This window comes from Zobellia uliginosa (genome assembly GCF_900156625.1).
Lineage (GTDB): Bacteria > Bacteroidota > Bacteroidia > Flavobacteriales > Flavobacteriaceae > Zobellia > Zobellia uliginosa.
Genome location: NZ_FTOB01000002.1, coordinates 447,750 through 465,021, shown reverse-complemented (window position 1 = coordinate 465,021; position 17,272 = coordinate 447,750). Strand labels below are relative to the sequence as shown.

The window sequence follows — 17,272 nt, the reverse complement described above, 5'->3', positions numbered from 1 at the left end:
TTGTTGTCTGTTAAGGGCGAAGTGTATGAGAAAACCGATATTTTGTATATGAAGGGATTTTAAGAAAATGCATTTCATCGATTATCCTTTTGACAGCAATACCTACGAAAGGTCAAGTTTTATTTTAAAATCTTTTCACGCACTATAACGTTGTAGTAAATCATGTTTAAATTAAGGCCCAAAGAAGGAAAATACCCTATTAAAAATGATTATTTCCGCGCGTTAGGTAGTGAAAAACACAGGGCTCGCAACAATTCGTTATTTTCAAATTTTGTAAGTAAATTTTAGTCAAATCACCAATATATACATCCACCTCCTTCAAAATTAATTTGATACATTTGAGTCGCTTTTAGCACTATCGTTTTGCCAAATATGTATGAATTCAACTTATAACAGTGTATTAACCATAGCCGGAAGCGATTCCGGAGGCTGCGCCGGTATTCAGGCCGACATAAAAAGTATCAGTGCCAATGGGGCTTTTGCGGCATCGGTCATTACTGCTACTACGGCCCAGAACACCCAGGGTGTTTTTGATATTCACCCCATACCCGTACCCCATATAAAAAAACAGTTGAATGCCGTTCTTGAGGATATATCCTTCGGTGCGGTTAAAATAGGAATGCTCCATTCTTCCGAAGTCATAGAAGCTGTACAGCAAACCCTCAGGGCATACCACATAAGAAATATCGTCATAGACCCCGTAATGGTGGCTACTTCAGGTGATAGACTGTTGAACTCGGCCGCCCTGAACAGTCTAAAATCATTTTTGGGCGATGCCCTCCTCATTACCCCTAACCTACCCGAGGCCGAACTCCTGATCGGCAAAAAGATAAATTCCGAAAAGCTTGGAGAAGCCGCCAAGGAAATCGGGAATCGATTTCAAACCTCGGTACTATTGAAAGGGGGACATTTGGAAGTTTCAGACCAAATGACCGACACCTTATTTCTTTATGAAACCAAGAACACGGTTTTTATTCATAACAACTACATCGCGACCAAGAACACCCATGGAACGGGCTGTACCCTATCCTCCGCCATTGCGGCACAACTGAGCCTCGGTTTGGCATTGGAACCCGCCGTTAAAGAAGGATGCTCCTACCTCAATACAGCTATTGCCCATGGTAAGGACAGAAAACTTGGCAAGGGCCAGGGCCCTGTTCAACATTTTTTTTTAAAAAAAAGTTAATTTCCACACACTCATATCGATAATTTTAGATATTTGCATGTATGGATATCAAAACAGCAGTAGAAATAAGCAAATGCCTATCAAACCCAACCCGTATGCAAATTATGGAATGGCTGAGGGAGCCCGAAAAAAATTTCCCCCCTCATAAAACCATAAAACATTTTAACGACGGCGTTTGTGCTACCTATATACAGGAGAAAGCAGAGCTATCACAGTCCACTATATCCACCTATTTATCAAACATGGAAAAATGTGGTCTATTGATTATGACCCGACATGGAAAGTGGTCATATTTCAAAAGAAACGAGGCCGTTATTACCGATTTCGCAAAATATTTGCTATAATTTTTTTAACCATCAAATCTATATATCCAGATATTACTATTTGAAATGAAGTTGCTAATCGATGTTTTCGGATGGATGGGCTCGGGCCTCATCATCTTAGCCTACGCCATTACCTTAATGGAGAGCAAAAAGTATTTAGGCTACAGCAAGTATTTAAACCTACTTGGCGGATTACTAATTGCGGGAAACTGTTACTACTACAGTGCCATTCCCCCGTTTGTATCGAACATGTTATGGAGTATCATAGCTATTCTTACTATATATAAAACCCGGAAAAAAAATCCGAAAGCGAACAATCGAAAACGATTAACCTAGGCATATTATGAAAATATTGGTCATTGGCGGACATGGAACTATAGGAAAAAAAGTAACGGCCCATTTTTCCGAGGCTAACGAGGTGCTGGTTGCCGGCAGAAGCAAGGGAGATATTCTTGTGGATATAGAAGACCCTGCTTCCATTACCAAAATGTTCGAACAAATAGGCCGACTAGACGCTGTTATCTGTATTGCCGGCGAGGCCAAATGGGCGCCTTTTAACGAAATGAGCGAAGCCGATTTTCATATCGGTCTGAACAGTAAATTGATGGGGCAGGTCAATTTGGTACGTATCGGTAAAAACTATTTGTCCCCAAAGGGCTCAATAACCCTTTCTACGGGTATTCTAGCCGACGACCCGGTAGTTATGACCAGCAGTGCGGCCATGGTAAACGGTGCAATTCATAGTTTTATAAAGGCCGTTGCCCTAGAAATGGAAAAAGGAATCAGGGTAAACGCCGTCTCCTCTGGCATGGTGGAGGATGCCTATGAAAAATACAAGGATTATTTCCCCGGACACAATCCCATTCCCATGAAAAAAGTCGTAAATGCCTATGTTCGCAGCGTAAACGGAAGAGACCACGGAAGGGTCATCCGTATCTACGATTAAATCGTTTTTTATTAACGATTGCGCAATTTTTCGGTGTTTTGCTTCCTATTTTGCCAAAATTCCTTCGATATAAACATATGTGGTAGCATATAAAATATCTGTTGCTCCGATATAAATTCTAAATTTGGAATTTCCCACCTAATTTAGAACACCACACCAATGAACACAAAAAAAATTTCGATTTTCACGTCGATTCTATGTCTATGCGTATCCTTTTCAGCTACGCCACAAGAATCATTACAGACTGAATCATCGGTAAAATGGATCAATCCGTTCCCTCAAAACGAACTCGGCATTAGTTACACCATTACGCCGAACGTCCTTCCCGACAATCAAAAATTATTTGAAGTAAAGAAAAACAAAATCAAGGTCCTTTATGATTGGAAAGGCGATGAGGCCCCTTTCGGAATGATTACCTCTATACATGAGTACAGTCATTTTAACCTAGAGTTGGAATATAAATGGGGCAAACGCAAGTTCGCTCCCCGACAAGACGCCAAACGTGATGCCGGAATCGTATTCCACGTACAAGGCGAAAAAGTAATCTGGCCCACCTGTCTAGAGTGTCAGATTCAAGAAGGAGATACAGGTGACCTATGGGTCATTAAAGGGCCAAAAGTAAAATGGTTTCAAAAGGACGGTTCTGAAAAACTATTGGATTCCAGCGGAAAAAAAACCTATATAGAAGGTGATAAATATGGTAACTATGAAGTTGATGGTTGGAACAAGGTTCGCGTAGAGGTAAGAGGCTCGAAAAGTGCCAAATTCTATGAAAACGGACAATTGGTCAATGAACTGAAAGACTTCCTAAATGCCAACGGAACACCCTTAGAAAAAGGAAACATCGCCCTTCAGGCCGAAGGTTCCGAGATTACCTACAGAAATATAAAAATTCAAGAACTGAATTAAACAAGGATACTTACATTATTTAAATGAAAAACAAGATTACCTTTCTTTTGGTATTGGCCCTTATGGGCAGGTGCTACGCTCAAGACAAATTTATCCCTGAGTGGGAAAATTTAAAACAACACAAAGCTGCTCCCGAATGGTTTGCAGATGCTAAATTAGGAGTCTATTTTCATTGGGGCGTTTATAACGTTCCCGCCAATGGAAATGAATGGTACGGCCGTTTTATGTACGAACACGACCGGAGAAAGACATGGGGGAAAGATGTTTATGACTACCATACCAAAACCTACGGACGAGATGTAGATTACCACGACTTTATACCACTATGGAAAGCCGAAAAATTCTCGGCAAAACGCTGGGTAGATATGTTTGAAAACATGGGCGCAAAATTCATAGGAACCATTGCGGAACACCACGATGGTTTTTCGCTTTGGGAAAGTAAAGTCAATCCCTGGAACTCCTTTGACAAGGGGCCTAAAATTGATGTCGTCAAGCAAATTGGTGAAGAGGTAAAGAAGCGCAATTTAAAATTCATGACCACTTTTCATCATGGTTTTCATATGCACTTTTACCCTAAAAAAGAGAATAGCTTTCTTCGTCCGGTAAGCACACATTCGGTAACCTATACTAACCCGGAAGTTCCTCAAGAAGATGAGTACCGTATTCTTTACGGAAATACCACCTACGAAGAAGAATGTAATATATGGTTAGGAAAACTAAATGAAGTAATCAATGCCTATTCCCCTGATTATATTTGGATGGATTTTGCCCAAGGCTATATTCAAGAAGACTACCGCAAGCAATTTTTGGCCAACTATTTTAATAAGGCACAAGAGCAGAATAAAGAGGTAGTAGTAAATACCAAAGGCTCATTTTTTCCAACGGACCTGGCTGTTGTAAACTTAGAAAGGGCTACAGTCATAGATATTGCCCCTGAAGTTTGGGTAACAGATTTTCAATTGGGCAGCTCGTGGGGGTATAATAAAGACAAGCGCACCGCTTTAGACCCTAAAAAAGCCATTCGGATATTGGCTGAAGTGGTGAGTAAAAACGGAGTAATGATTTTAGCCGCAGCTCCTATGGCAGAAGGGGTTATACCTGAAGAACAGGTCAAGGCTATGGAAGGTATTGGGGCTTGGTTAAATTTATATGGTGAAAGTATTTACAATACTCGCCCCTTTGTTGCCTATGGCCAAGGTCCTACCAAAATGAAACGAAACCCGGAAGATGAGTGGAATGATTACGGAGCCATTAAAGCCGGTCTATACGATTTAAATTCGGCGGATATTCGTTACACCAAAAAAGGCAAAACCGTTTATGCCATTCAATTAGGATGGCCCGGTGAGAATGCCAACACCGTTCTTGAAGTTTTTGGAAATAAGGCCAAGGATATGGAAATCAAATCGGTTTCCGTATTGGGCAGTAATCAAAAAATAAAGTGGAAAAAAACAGCGGAAGGCCTTTTGGTTACCGCTCCAAGAAAAATGCCGGCAGAAGCTGACGCCGCACTTGTTTACAAAATAACATTAAAATAGAAAAGGAAAGGATATTACCATGAGCAAAAAATTCATTTACACATTGGCCATAGGTCTCATGACTACTTTAACGGGTATGGCGCAAAATCAAAAACCGAATATTATAGTGGTCTTAACGGATGACCAAGGCTGGGCAGATGTTGGCTTTAACGGAGCCACGGATATACCCACTCCAAATTTGGACAAATTGGCTTCGCAAGGCGTTATTTTTGACAACGGTTATGTATCACATCCGTATTGTAGTCCATCTAGAGCCGGACTTTTAACGGGGCGCTATCAGGCTCGTTTTGGTCATGATTGTAATATGCCCTACGATTCCGAGAACGATGATACGGTAGGAACTCCCCTTTCGGAAAAGATGATTTCCGAAGCCTTAAAAGAGCAAGGCTACCGCACCAGCGCCATCGGTAAATGGCATTTGGGCGACCACCCCAGCCTTCACCCGATCCACCAAGGTTTTGACCACTGGTTCGGTTTTGCGGGAGGCGGTATGAATTACTGGGGAATACCTGACGGCCCCATAAAAACTATCGTTCGCAACGGAAAACCGGTTCCCCAAAGTGAACTCAGGTACCTAACGGACGACTTTACCGATGAGGCCATAGATTTTATCACCAAAAAAGACGACCAACCTTTTTTCATGTACCTGGCCTATAACGCACCACATGCCCCCGACCAGGCCACCAAACAATATCTTGAACAGACCAAACATATAGAATATGGTGGCCGTAGCATCTATGCCGCTATGGTAAATGCCGTTGATGCCAATGTAGGTCGAATAGACTCTACCCTAGTTGCGAACGGCATGAAAGAAAATACCATTTTGGTCTTTTTGAGCGACAATGGCGGACGTGGTGAACATGCCGATAACAGACCCTATCGTGGACATAAAGGGATGCTTTTCGAAGGCGGGATAAAAGTTCCTTTCTTTATCACTTGGCCCAAAAAACTAAAAGGTGGCCAGCACTATGAAAAGATGGTTAGCTCCCTTGACCTCTTCCCCACCTTTTTGGAAGCTGCCGGTGGTAAAGTGAAAAAAGAAAGCCAATTAGACGGCACCACCCTCCTACCCTACATTTTAGAGGGTAAAAGCGGGAGCCCACACGACAAACTGTTCTGGCGTTCCGTAGGAGGATTCGAGTACGCCGTTAGAATTGGCGATTATAAACTTTACAAGAGCGCATACAAAGGCAAAACCTTGCTTTTCAATTTAAAAAACGACCCATGGGAACAAAACGATATTTCCGATAAGCACCCCGAGGTAATTGCCCAATTGGAAAAAGCCTACACCGCTTGGGATGCGAAAAACCTGGTGCCAGGTTGGATCGACCCCCATCGTGAAAACGTTATCAAGGAGGAAAAAGCCTTTCAAAACCTCAGAAAAAAAGCCATGGGCCCCACAGGAAAATAAGAACGGAAAAAACACTTTTAAGTATTTGAAAAAATGATACGGAATTTAAAAATAAGATCTCTTAGAAATTTACTCCTAGTGTGTTTGGTCTATACGGCCTCTACGTTATCGGGATGGTCACAAGAACGGCCCAATTTTATATTCATCCTAACCGATGACCAACAATACGGACTCATGGGGTGTACAGGCAACACTATTGTTCAGACCCCCAACCTAGACCAATTGGCCAAGGAGGGCGTTCTATTCACCAATGCACATATAACCAGCGCCATATGCACCCCGAGCAGGGCCAGTATACTCACCAGTCAATTTGAACGAAAGCACGGTATAAACTTTAATTCCGGCACCAGTATGTCTGAAGAAGGCTGGGCCAACACCTATCCTATGGTGATGCGAAAAAACGGTTACTATACGGGCTGGATAGGAAAAAACCACGTACCCGTAGGTAAGGGAGGTTACGCCAGCGGCCTTATGGAAAAGAGTTTTGATTACTGGTATGCAGGACACGGCCACCTTGGTTTCTACCCTAAAGATCGCCATAAGATTTTCAAAGATGCCAAATACGACACCCAAGTAGAAGTGATTGACGAAGGCGTACAAGATTTTTTATCGAACGAACAAAAGTTGGGCGGGGCCTTAAAGTTTATTGACCAGAGACCATCGGACAAACCCTTTATGCTTTCCGTTTGTTTTAACCTACCCCATGGTGCGGGCACAGGTTCTATGCAAATGCGCGATTCAGACGATGAAATTTACAAGTCGCTCTATCGCGACCAAAATATTCCCCTACCGGAAAATTACGTGGCCCGAAAAGATATCACAACGCCCAAGCTTCCCGCTGAACTCCTACATGCCGAAGACCGACAAGCAGGATATGACTATGTAGATACGCCCGAAGGTTTTAGGGAACGCTATATAAGGCAAATGGAAGCCCTCACGGGTATCGACCGCCTTGTTGGCCAACTTAGAAAAACCCTAAAAGACCAAAAGTTAGACAAAAATACCGTTATTGTATTTACTTCCGATCACGGTCTATTTATGGGTCAATTCGGTTTAGGGGGAAAAGCTCTGTGTTATGAAGTGACCACGCACGTTCCCATGATCATCTTTGATCCCCTAACAAAGAAATCAAAGCGCAGTAAAACATCGGATGCCTTGGTACAAAGTATCGATATTGCCCCGACCATGATGTCCATGGCCGGTATACCCATACCCGATACTTACCAAGGAAAAGACCTGACCCAGCTTTTGGCCGGAAACCAAGAAAGTGTACGCCCTTACCTATACACCGAAAACTTATGGTCTACCCAATTCGGAAATCCTAGGTGCGAATCGGTTCAAGACCAAGAATGGAAGTATATCCGTTACTATAAAAACGAGAACTTTTCGGCTTTAAAGAAAATCGCCACGGCCAAAGCGATGGGCATCAACATAAGTTCCATGCTTTATAAGGTACATGATCCCGATATTGCCCTATACCGCGATTATGCCGAAGGACCTTTACAAGGAGAGCCTGCGGTTTACGAAGAGCTTTTTAACCTTAAAAAAGACCCCAAGGAAACGACCAACCTAGCCAATGACACCTCTTTAGCCGATAAGTTGAATGCCATGCGAAAGATCTGGAAAAAAGAGATAACCAAGGCCCGAGGCACCGGTTTCCCCAAGGTGGTCAGATACACCGCCGATAGCGAAGCCGAGAGAAATGTGATCATAGAACCAAAATAAAAGGTAATTTTATAGGTAAACACTTTTTAACTTAAGCCCCCGATTGAAACGAAAAAACTATGAAAATTTACATGTATGCCGTTTTGATATGCCTTTGCACCATAGGTCGGTTGAATTCCCAACATGCGGGCGTAAAAAGTGAAAAATGGGGAGAGGCCCAAGGTAAAGAAGTGCTACTATATACCCTGACGAACGAAAACGGTATGGTGGTCAAAATCACCGATTTTGGTGGGACGATAACCGCCATAAGCGTTGCGGATAAAGAAGGGGTTTTTGAAGATGTGGTACTCGGTTTTGACAATTTAGAACAGTACAAAGCCGAGCACCCTTGTTTTGGAGCCACGATTGGACGCGTGGCGAACCGCATACGAAACGCCACATTCGAAATTGACGGAACCTCTTACCAGCTTGCGCAAAACAGCAATGGCCATTGCCTGCACGGCGGCAACGAATTTGACCGTGTGGTATGGCAATCGAAAATCGTAGCGAACGAACTAGGGCCCTCCGTTCAGTTACACCACCTATCAAAAGAGGGAACCATGGGCTTTCCCGGTAATTTAGATACTTACGTTACCTACACCCTGACCGACGACAATACCATTCATGTTCATTATGAAGCTACTACCGATAAGGCTACGCACGTCAACATGACGCAGCACAGCTATTTTAACCTAAATGGTGGAAAAGATAAAATTTACGACCACATCATCAAAATCGATGCGGACAACTACACTGAAATTGACGAAGAAATTATTCCTACCGGGAAATTGGCAACGGTAAAAGGTACCGATTGGGACCTAACTAGCCCTACCCCAATAGGAAAGAACATTCACAAGTTGAATTTCAACGGCTACCATTACAATTATGTTTTCAACAAAGCCAAGGGTGAACTCAAAGAGGTAATAGAAGTTGTAGAGCCCAAATCGGGCAGAACACTAAGCGTTTCCACGACCCAACCCGGGGTGCAATTCTATTCGGGCAATACCATAGGCGATGCCTTTACGGGAAAGAACAACCTCCGGTATTCCGATCATATGGCATTTTGCCTAGAGACCCAACATTTTCCCGACACGCCCAATCATCCCAATTTTCCTTCCACACTATTGCTTCCGGGAGAAAAATACGACGAAACCACCCTCTTCCATTTTGGGGTGGAAGAGTAAAAAAGCTCCCTACTTATCTACACCAAGAAGGTATATTACCTTACTTAATCGTAGTAGGTAAGGTTTTTCAATTGTAAGTTCAAATGGTATTGACATCTACCCGCGTGAAAGGCCTCATTGGCCAAAGAATTGCTCTTAGCTTCGGTTCGCCTACCAATTTTACCCTTTTCTCCCCATAACAGTCCGTGTAAAAAAACATGGGCATTCGATTTCAGGTCGGTTCTAAAGTCCCAACCTGTCTTTTGCTAGCCCTCCACCTCAACATTATCCAATTCCTGTCCTCGAAGGGGCATTCTTTGGAGTCGAATTTGTTTGTGATCCAGAACCCAGGAAACCTATTGATGCTTGAAGCCTTTATTCGCCCTTCATTACAACCCTAAAGGACATCCTTCGCCACCATGGCGACGGCCCCTCAGGCAATATTGTACTTTTCATCGTATTCTTTCTTAAACCGCTACAAATAAAAACCGCTCCAATTTACCAAGTCGGAGCGGTTTTTCCTAAATAATCAAAACACTACAAACAAACAAATTTTTACTTAGGGTCTATTATCATCCACTTGAATGATATAATCATCATAATACACATCGCTTATGCCGGCCGGTACGGGTTGTATGCGTACCGTTCCGTTAGTTGTGGAGGCTGCGGTAAAGGTAAACTCGACCGATTGCCACTTGCCCAACTCATCTTCGGTATCGTTCCAATTATCGCTGACCTGCTGGTTTCCAAAAAAATGCTTTGCAAAGGCGGTAGTAGTGGTGCTGCCCAAGTAACGCTTGAACTTCACCCGGTATACTACCCCGGCCTCAAAAGGATAAGTCCCGCTCGTTATGGTGTTGGGCTTATTTCCGTCAGGGGCCGATAGATGCATTACATTACCCGAAGGAGCTACTGTCGAAGGAGAATCAGGTGTCGGTGGGGCCGTAATACTTGCCGCTCCCGTACCGGTCGAACCTGTATTCAACCAATCGCTTCCGATGGCACTCTCGAACATACCAACATCGCCTAGAATATTATCTTCGTCGGCCACGACCATGTCGGGACCAAAATCGGACAGCTCGCCCGCGCCGATAGAGCGAATATCGCCCGGGGCCACATATGAAATGGTAATTTCATCATCCCTGTACAACTCTTCGTTCAAGTAAAGTTTTAAGATAGACGGGTCGGTCGCATCGACCTCAACAGAACTAACTCCTGAGGCTACTCCATTTACGGTTGCCGAAAAGCCCATAGTAGCATCTGCCGAAGCGGTAATGGAAGCCGGGTCCAACTCTTGATCGAACTGTAATAAAATAGCATCGTCAGCAGTTTGCTTTTGTGCCGTTCCGACCCGAAGAACCGGTACAGGCACGTACACCTCGACCACTACATCGGTAAAAGCCTCAAGTAAACGCTCATCTATTGATTTGAGGGTCGCATTTCCGCCGTCATAAGAAACCGTAACCGGATTCACTGCATCGTCCCCTTCTAAGGGAGTAGCCAGTGTAAGCCACAACTGCGCGGCATTGGTCGGGTTTTGGGCTACCGTGGCCACAGGTCTTTTAACCCCGTTGACCTTTACCGAAAAGTGCGAAGAAACATCTTCGGTCAGTGGGGCCAACTTTGAACTCACGGGCACCACAATGGTATTATCGGCAAGTTCCATTACCTCTCCCGACTGCTCCAAAGCCTCATCCAGGGCGGCTACATTGAAAATTACAGGTATTTCATAAGTTTCCTCATCGGCCTGTACCGTTTCGGTTCGCTCGCGTTTTGAGATCAACCGACCTTTAAACTGTCCTATACGCTTGTTGAACGTAAGGGTATCGATCGTTTTTTCTTCGTTGACGTTGATGATATTTTCTTCGTCTTCCTTGTTTTCGGCAATGGTATGGATTGTCCATACCGTACTGTTAGGCCGAGACGTATTATTGTTACGGCTCAGGTCTTCGAAAATCAATTGATCACCAAATTTCAGGTCGATAACATCTTGATTTTTGAAATCGATTTTATTGCCGGCCATATTCCTGATTTCCATATCGGCCACAATAGTATCGTACACATCTATGATCAGTGTATAGTCCAATACCCATACCGAACCTTTTTTCACTGTTTTCAAGGTGTCGATTATAGTTGAATTGGTTTCCGTATCCCATCCGGTAGGCAAAGCGAATTCGGTATACTCTTCATATTCGTTGTGTAACTTTATCGGTGTAAGCGAATCGCCCTTGGTAAACAGTACGTGTACCGTGCCCTCTTCCGAAACCTTACCGGCATCTTCAATGATATACTTCTCAAAATTATCGGCATTTGTAGGCAAGGGACCTTTTAAGAAAAACGTGCCTTCAGGAATGGTCCACTCATGTTTGACCGTACCGTTGGACAGATCCATAAAGGACCCATAGTTGTTGATATCGATATCTTTATCTGCCGCAGTACCCCAAGTGGTGGTAAACGCGGCATCGACAAAACTATTCGGTGCCACATACGCGTCATCGTCTTCGCAACCGACGATGATCAGCAGCAAAAACAAAAACCTAATACTATATTTTATATCTCTCATCTTCTTTTGTTTAGCTTTGATTATTGAACAAACTCGTCCCAATTCAGGTTAGAATCAATCTCACTCTGTGGCATGGGCAGGTACGAATGGATACTTTCATTGAACTTTTGTGCCCCTACCGTTACATCTTGAACCTCCGCAGGCTGATTAAACACCTTCACCCCAGTAAAGGTCGTTGGCTCTTCGCCCGAAACCGTAATGAAGCATTTGTATCGGGTACCGTGTTTGCCATTCATATTTTTTTCAAAATTCCAGTAGTCGTATGAAATGGAAGCCATGTGTACCAGTTGCTCCTTGAACTTGCCCCAACGTCTTAGGTCTACCGAACGATCATCTTCCAAGCCCATTTCCAAAGGTCTTTCGGTGAAGCGAAGGTGTTCCATCAAGTTATCAAGGGTCACTGGCTGTTCACCGTTAGAAGAATCAAAATCGATATCGTCCATATACGTCGTTTCCAAATTATTGAACTCGGCACCGGCCTCGGTAGACTTGCCCAATAAAATAAGATGGGAACGCTTCCTTACCCGATTGATGTACCGTAAGGCTTCGGAAAGGTTGCCCAATTCGATCATACATTCGGAATACATCAAGTACACATCGGCCAAACGGATTACGGGAATATTGATACCGGAACGGTTGTTCATCAACGTAGAACGATCTTCACCGGCACCACCACCTATCGTATTCCAGTGCAAGAACTTTTTAAACATGTTGGCCCGGTTTCTAGCAAACGGCGCAACGCCCGTTGCATTGCCATACTCTCCACAGACTACGCCGTACATAGGAGAGTCGGGATCATCGACCTGGCCCATACAATCGCCCATTCGCTTACTGTATAACCTCATACGATCTTCGGTCCCGATGACTTCGCCATTCTCGTTGTACACATTCGCCCCTACATTGATATTGGCAGGATCGGCAGGATCGGGCTTTTCGGCCCTATACTTCATGACCAACCAAGAACTCGGCTGAATATTCGCATTGAAGATCATATGGGTAATGTTCTGGGCCAAGGACTCTTCCCCATTGGTTTCAAGATTGACATTGGTGGTATAATTGATCTCAAAAATAGATTCGGAATTGAACTCGGCTATACCCGTCACATTGGTGGCTATATCTTCTACCAAGGCATAGTTATAGTTCTCTATTACATTTCTAAAGTGTATTTCCGCATTTTGAAAATCGTTTTCGGCCAAGTAGCTCTTGCCCAATAAGGCTTCACACGCCCCGGCGGTAATCCGCCCTAGGTTATTGCTTCCGAGGGACTCCCATTCGGCATAGGTTTTGGGCAGGTTATCGACTCCAAATTGCAAATCCTCTCGATAAAATGCCTGAACGGCATCGGAAGGGGACAAGGCCTTTTGAAATTCCTCAAAATCTTTGGGAACCGAGCTTACCAAGGGCACATTACCATTATTAAAACTTACGTTCAATACGTGGTAGAAGTAGCCTCTCAGGGCACGGGCCTGGGCATATACCCTTAGACCTTCTTCCCTAGCCGCATCGCTATTATAATCGACCGCCAAGCGCTCGTAGTTCTCAATGACCTGATTGGCCCTAAAAATGCCCAAATAGAGTGCGTTCCATTTATTTTCCACGTATTTGGTGTTGGCCGTAAAATCTTGAAAATACATTTCATCTGGCCGGGTTGCCTGTCGGTATCCACTGGGAACGGCGATATCGGTACGTACGGCCTCATCCCTAATCCCCAGCACATTACTGTTTTTCAATGCACTATAGGTTGAATTCAACCCTTGGTTCAGCTGTGAATTGTTTTTCCAAAAACTCTGGGTGGTCAGCGAGTTGGGGTTCGTTTGATCTAAAAAGTCATCGCTACATGCCTGTGCCCCCCCTATTAAAAGGCATATCACTATAGCGCTCTTTAAGAGACCTTTCGTCTTTCTCAAATCTGTTTTATATGTTTTTTTCATCTTTCGTTGTGTTAGAATTGTAATTGCAGCCCCACTTTATACTGTGATGTTACCGGATAGGTACCTTGGTCGATTCCCCTACTACTAAAACCATTGTTACCTACCTCTGGATCAAAACCTGAGTAGTTGGTAATGGTTAGTGCATTCTGGGCTTGTACGTAAATCCTAAATTTGGCAAGCCTCATCTTATCTATTATTTTTCTAGGGAGGGAATAACCAAGACTAACGTTTCGAAGTCGTATAAAAGAGCCATCCTCTAAAAAGTAATCCGAGGCATCTCGATATGAATTGGTATTGGGCGATCCATCGTAGTAGGGGATATCGGAAGATGTATTGACCGTGGTCCACGAATAATAAATATCGGCATGGGTACCTGATTGGTAGGCATATGCCTTACTTCCGTTCATCACTTCCGCACCCTGCGAACCGTACCAGTTCATTGAAAAGTCCACTCCTTTGTAATTGGCACCGATATTCAGTCCCATATTAAAATCTTCCGAACCACTACCCTTGTACACCTTATCATCTTGATCGATCTTACCATCACCGGCATCGGGTATACCATCCCCATCGGTATCGACCGTAGGTTGGTCTACATAGCGCAGTTGCCCTAGGGAAGCGGCCGGATCGATTTCACGATAGGCTTCCAGCTCTTCTTCGGTTTTAATGACACCATCGGTCTCACGTAAGAAGAATGCGGCAGCTTCATAACCTTCCCTAATCACACTGACCAATTCTTTAGGTCCACGTTGCGATATATAACTGTTATCTAGAAAGATTACGGGATTGTTCGGACTGGTTTTGGTTACCAAGTTGACGTTCTTGGCGTAGGTAACCCCTACATTCCAACTAAATCCCTTCTTACCGTGATGATTGTATTTCAAAGCCATCTCATGCCCCGTATTGCGCATGTCGCCAATATTAAGGATGCTATTTCGATTGCCGCCGAACACCCCTGTTGATGGCGGGTTCACGACTCCGAACAACAAATCTTTCTTCTCACTTACATATACATCATTGGAAAAGGTCAATTTGTTATTGAAGAAAGCCAGGTCGACCCCGAGGTTTCGCTCTACCGAGGTTTCCCACTTTACGTTTTCGTTAGCGTATCTTTCTTGGGTAGTACCCAGCGCCGGGGTTTCGGTAGTTGAATTTAAGCTAGGGTCTACATCGGCGCTTCCGAATACATAATCCTGTCCTAAATCAACAACGGCCTGATTGCTATAGGAAGCAAACCTATCATTCCCCGTAGTACCGTATCCGACCCGAATCTTGAACGAGTTTACGGTTTCCTTTACCGGTTCCCAAAAAGGCTCGTCGGAAACGTTCCACCCTATGGAAGCACTCGGAAACCAGCCCCATCGGTTTTGAGGGCTAAACTGAGACGAACCATCCCTTCTTATACTTCCGCTAAAAATGTATTTTCCGTCATAGTTATACTGTACCCTACCGAGATAACCAATAAGTGTTCGCTTATAGTCCCTTCCATCGGAAGTAATCAGGTCACCGGTAGTATAGCCATCAAAAACCGTAACGGCCGCATCGGCATTATCTCTTTTTTCGGCCCTGAAATATTCGTTTTCGGTCTGCTCTAGAGAATTCACCAAAAGTAGGGTTACATCGTGCTTACCTATTTTTTTATGATAGTTCAACATACCTTCGAAGGTCAATTTATTGTTATCGGTCACCGAGGTTTGCATCAAAGAGATATCCCAAGGATTGGGCGGAATCAAATCGCCCGCAGTGTTGTATACATCAAGACGAGGTATAATGCGGACTCCTTTGGTATGAGAGAAATTGGCACCTCCCCTGGCCGTGAACTTCAAGGCTTTGGAAAGCTTGTAATCGATTTGCACATTGGCACCGTTACTGGTACCGTCCCTTACCTCTTTTGTATTAAGGTTTCTGGCCACACCCCCAAGGTTTTTGATGGGTCCTATACCTCCGGGTTCGTCAATATCATCTTCGGTTACATCGGTCAATTCCGTTTGCCCCAGTTCTATATCGGGCTGAAAGGGTTTATACTCTAAAATTTTATTGAACACCCCATAGTTCGGCACGGTCTTCTCGTCGCGTTTAAAGGTCAGACCGGTCATGATTTTCCATTTACCCTTGGTAAACTGGGTGTTAGAACGAATATTGAACCTACTATAATCCGAATTGATCATAATACCCGATTGATCATAGAAACTGGCGTTGAAATTATAGGTCAAGCCATCTTTACCTCCCGAAACATTGATCGAGTGGTTTTGGATCGGGGCCAAATCGTTCAAAATCAGATCTTCCAACTGGGTATCATTGGTGAACCAGGCCCTGTTCCTGTGAATTTCTGCATTCACTCCCCCTTGCGACTTACCGCTCGACAGCGCCCCACGGAGCATTTCCATATAAGTCATCTGGGAAGATGTCATCAAAGGTGTGCCAGAAGTAATGTCCTGTACCCCATATTCGGAGTTTACCCGAATATCCATCTTACCGATCTTACCTTGTTTTGTGGTAATCAAGATAACACCACCGGCACCACGCGTTCCGTAGATAGATGCCGAAGCGGCATCCTTTAATACATCTATAGATTCTATTTCACTAATGCTTAACTGTGGGTCACTATTATACGGTATACCATCAACAACATATAGCGGTCCGTTTTGCCCATCTAGCAAGGAGCTAAACCCTCGAATAAGAATATTGGCCTCTTCCCCAGGTTGCCCCGAACTGGCCGTAATGTTAACACCTGCAATCTGCCCTTGCAAGGCCGTACCGATATCGGCCGTTGTAGTCTTGGCCAAGTCTTCGGACTTGACCTGTACCACGGCCCCGGTAAGTTCTTTTTTACGTTGGGTACCATAGCCTACCACGATAACCTCGTCGAGTTGGGCCGCGTCTTCCTCTAACGTAATGTTTATGCTCGACTTGCCCTTAATAGCTACCTCCTTGGTTGCAAAACCAATATAGCTGAATATCAATACATCGGTCGGTTTCGCCTTAATGGTGTACAAACCATCAAAATCGGTAACCGTTCCTGTTTGTGTACCTTTAACCACCACACTCACACCCGGTAATGGCGCTCCATCTGCAGACACCGTTCCGGAAACGGATTGTGATTGCGCATTCGCAAAACCAAAGCACAGACACACTATGAGTGCCATAAGCCTTAGCTTGGAATTCCTAATTAATAATAGCTCGTTTTTCATACATTCTCGTTGTTAAAATTTAGTTAAACAAATGTGTCTTTTTTATTTCATTCCCTTAATGACATATGATTTGATCCTTAGATCAAATGATTAAATCGAAGAACTCGATCTGCCGTATATGGTTAATCAACAAGTTTTTAATAGAAGATATTCGGTATAAGAGCCCCCAAACAAAGCACTATAACGGATTAAGGGAAGTAAGGCTCGAACAAGGCCAAAACGTTAATATTATGTTAGCAAAACCTATAAGGTACAAGCATCTTAATAGAGAGCCTGTAGGCTTAAAAAGCCGCTCGATTAATCATATGTTCCATTATCAAAACCATTTACTCCATTTCAAATATTAGTTTTACCTTACCTTGTATTAACAAACTTGGATGATCTATGGTAAAGCGATCTTAACCACTTTA

General features: G+C 43.8%; 12 protein-coding genes. 9 read left to right on the top strand and 3 right to left on the bottom strand.

Features of this window, described 5'->3' with window-relative positions:
• Window positions 1-376 precede the first annotated feature (376 nt).
• From thiD to BW980_RS06525, 9 genes are all read left to right on the top strand, one after another.
• On the top strand, window positions 377-1,186 hold the full coding sequence (gene thiD / locus BW980_RS06565; RefSeq protein WP_076454132.1) for a bifunctional hydroxymethylpyrimidine kinase/phosphomethylpyrimidine kinase: 810 nt from the start codon (window positions 377-379) through the stop codon (window positions 1,184-1,186).
• Window positions 1,187-1,281: 95 nt separating this feature from the next.
• On the top strand, window positions 1,282-1,530 hold the full coding sequence (locus BW980_RS06560; RefSeq protein ID WP_394333489.1) for an ArsR/SmtB family transcription factor: 249 nt from the start codon (window positions 1,282-1,284) through the stop codon (window positions 1,528-1,530).
• 45 nt (window positions 1,531-1,575) lie between these two features.
• Window positions 1,576-1,845 (top strand): CBU_0592 family membrane protein, encoded by a 270-nt coding sequence (locus BW980_RS06555; RefSeq protein WP_076454130.1) that lies wholly within the window; start codon window positions 1,576-1,578, stop codon window positions 1,843-1,845.
• Window positions 1,846-1,852: 7 nt separating this feature from the next.
• A complete protein-coding gene (locus BW980_RS06550) occupies window positions 1,853-2,455 on the top strand; it encodes a short chain dehydrogenase (RefSeq protein ID WP_076454129.1) in 603 nt (200 codons plus the stop codon).
• Between the two features lie 159 nt (window positions 2,456-2,614).
• Window positions 2,615-3,364: a 3-keto-disaccharide hydrolase gene (locus BW980_RS06545; RefSeq protein ID WP_076454128.1), complete on the top strand. Its 750-nt coding sequence runs from the start codon at window positions 2,615-2,617 to the stop codon at window positions 3,362-3,364.
• Window positions 3,365-3,387: 23 nt separating this feature from the next.
• On the top strand, window positions 3,388-4,899 hold the full coding sequence (locus tag BW980_RS06540) for an alpha-L-fucosidase (protein WP_076454127.1): 1,512 nt from the start codon (window positions 3,388-3,390) through the stop codon (window positions 4,897-4,899).
• Window positions 4,900-4,918: 19 nt separating this feature from the next.
• Complete coding sequence (locus tag BW980_RS06535) at window positions 4,919-6,310, top strand: sulfatase-like hydrolase/transferase (protein WP_083690392.1); 1,392 nt, start codon at window positions 4,919-4,921, stop codon at window positions 6,308-6,310.
• Window positions 6,311-6,343: 33 nt separating this feature from the next.
• Window positions 6,344-8,035 (top strand): sulfatase-like hydrolase/transferase, encoded by a 1,692-nt coding sequence (locus BW980_RS06530; protein ID WP_076454126.1) that lies wholly within the window; start codon window positions 6,344-6,346, stop codon window positions 8,033-8,035.
• 59 nt (window positions 8,036-8,094) lie between these two features.
• Window positions 8,095-9,198 (top strand): aldose epimerase family protein, encoded by a 1,104-nt coding sequence (locus tag BW980_RS06525; protein ID WP_083690391.1) that lies wholly within the window; start codon window positions 8,095-8,097, stop codon window positions 9,196-9,198.
• Window positions 9,199-9,736: 538 nt separating this feature from the next.
• On the opposite strand, the gene BW980_RS06520 is transcribed toward BW980_RS06525, so the two are convergent.
• From BW980_RS06520 to BW980_RS06510, 3 genes are read right to left on the bottom strand one after another with little or no spacing between them, the layout of a single operon-like run.
• The gene (locus BW980_RS06520; protein ID WP_076454125.1) at window positions 9,737-11,740 is read right to left on the bottom strand and encodes a SwmB domain-containing protein; all 2,004 of its coding nucleotides are present in this window, start codon (window positions 11,738-11,740) and stop codon (window positions 9,737-9,739) included.
• 20 nt (window positions 11,741-11,760) lie between these two features.
• Window positions 11,761-13,671, bottom strand: a complete 1,911-nt coding sequence (locus BW980_RS06515) for a RagB/SusD family nutrient uptake outer membrane protein (protein WP_076454124.1) — start codon at window positions 13,669-13,671, stop codon at window positions 11,761-11,763.
• Between the two features lie 11 nt (window positions 13,672-13,682).
• Window positions 13,683-16,817, bottom strand: coding sequence for a SusC/RagA family TonB-linked outer membrane protein (locus BW980_RS06510; protein WP_083690427.1), 3,135 nt, complete (start codon window positions 16,815-16,817; stop codon window positions 13,683-13,685).
• Window positions 16,818-17,272: the final 455 nt, after the last annotated feature.

What these genes read in the sequence shown, in the direction of transcription:
- thiD (WP_076454132.1), top strand. Translation starts at nt 377, where the DNA reads ATGAATTCAACTTATAACAGTGTATTAACCATAGCCGGAAGCGATTCC.
- BW980_RS06560 (WP_394333489.1), top strand. Translation starts at nt 1,282, where the DNA reads ATGCAAATTATGGAATGGCTGAGGGAGCCCGAAAAAAATTTCCCCCCT.
- BW980_RS06555 (WP_076454130.1), top strand. Translation starts at nt 1,576, where the DNA reads ATGAAGTTGCTAATCGATGTTTTCGGATGGATGGGCTCGGGCCTCATC.
- BW980_RS06550 (WP_076454129.1), top strand. Translation starts at nt 1,853, where the DNA reads ATGAAAATATTGGTCATTGGCGGACATGGAACTATAGGAAAAAAAGTA.
- BW980_RS06545 (WP_076454128.1), top strand. Translation starts at nt 2,615, where the DNA reads ATGAACACAAAAAAAATTTCGATTTTCACGTCGATTCTATGTCTATGC.
- BW980_RS06540 (WP_076454127.1), top strand. Translation starts at nt 3,388, where the DNA reads ATGAAAAACAAGATTACCTTTCTTTTGGTATTGGCCCTTATGGGCAGG.
- BW980_RS06535 (WP_083690392.1), top strand. Translation starts at nt 4,919, where the DNA reads ATGAGCAAAAAATTCATTTACACATTGGCCATAGGTCTCATGACTACT.
- BW980_RS06530 (WP_076454126.1), top strand. Translation starts at nt 6,344, where the DNA reads ATGATACGGAATTTAAAAATAAGATCTCTTAGAAATTTACTCCTAGTG.
- BW980_RS06525 (WP_083690391.1), top strand. Translation starts at nt 8,095, where the DNA reads ATGAAAATTTACATGTATGCCGTTTTGATATGCCTTTGCACCATAGGT.
- BW980_RS06520 (WP_076454125.1), bottom strand. Translation starts at nt 11,740, where the DNA reads ATGAGAGATATAAAATATAGTATTAGGTTTTTGTTTTTGCTGCTGATC.
- BW980_RS06515 (WP_076454124.1), bottom strand. Translation starts at nt 13,671, where the DNA reads ATGAAAAAAACATATAAAACAGATTTGAGAAAGACGAAAGGTCTCTTA.
- BW980_RS06510 (WP_083690427.1), bottom strand. Translation starts at nt 16,817, where the DNA reads ATGGCACTCATAGTGTGTCTGTGCTTTGGTTTTGCGAATGCGCAATCA.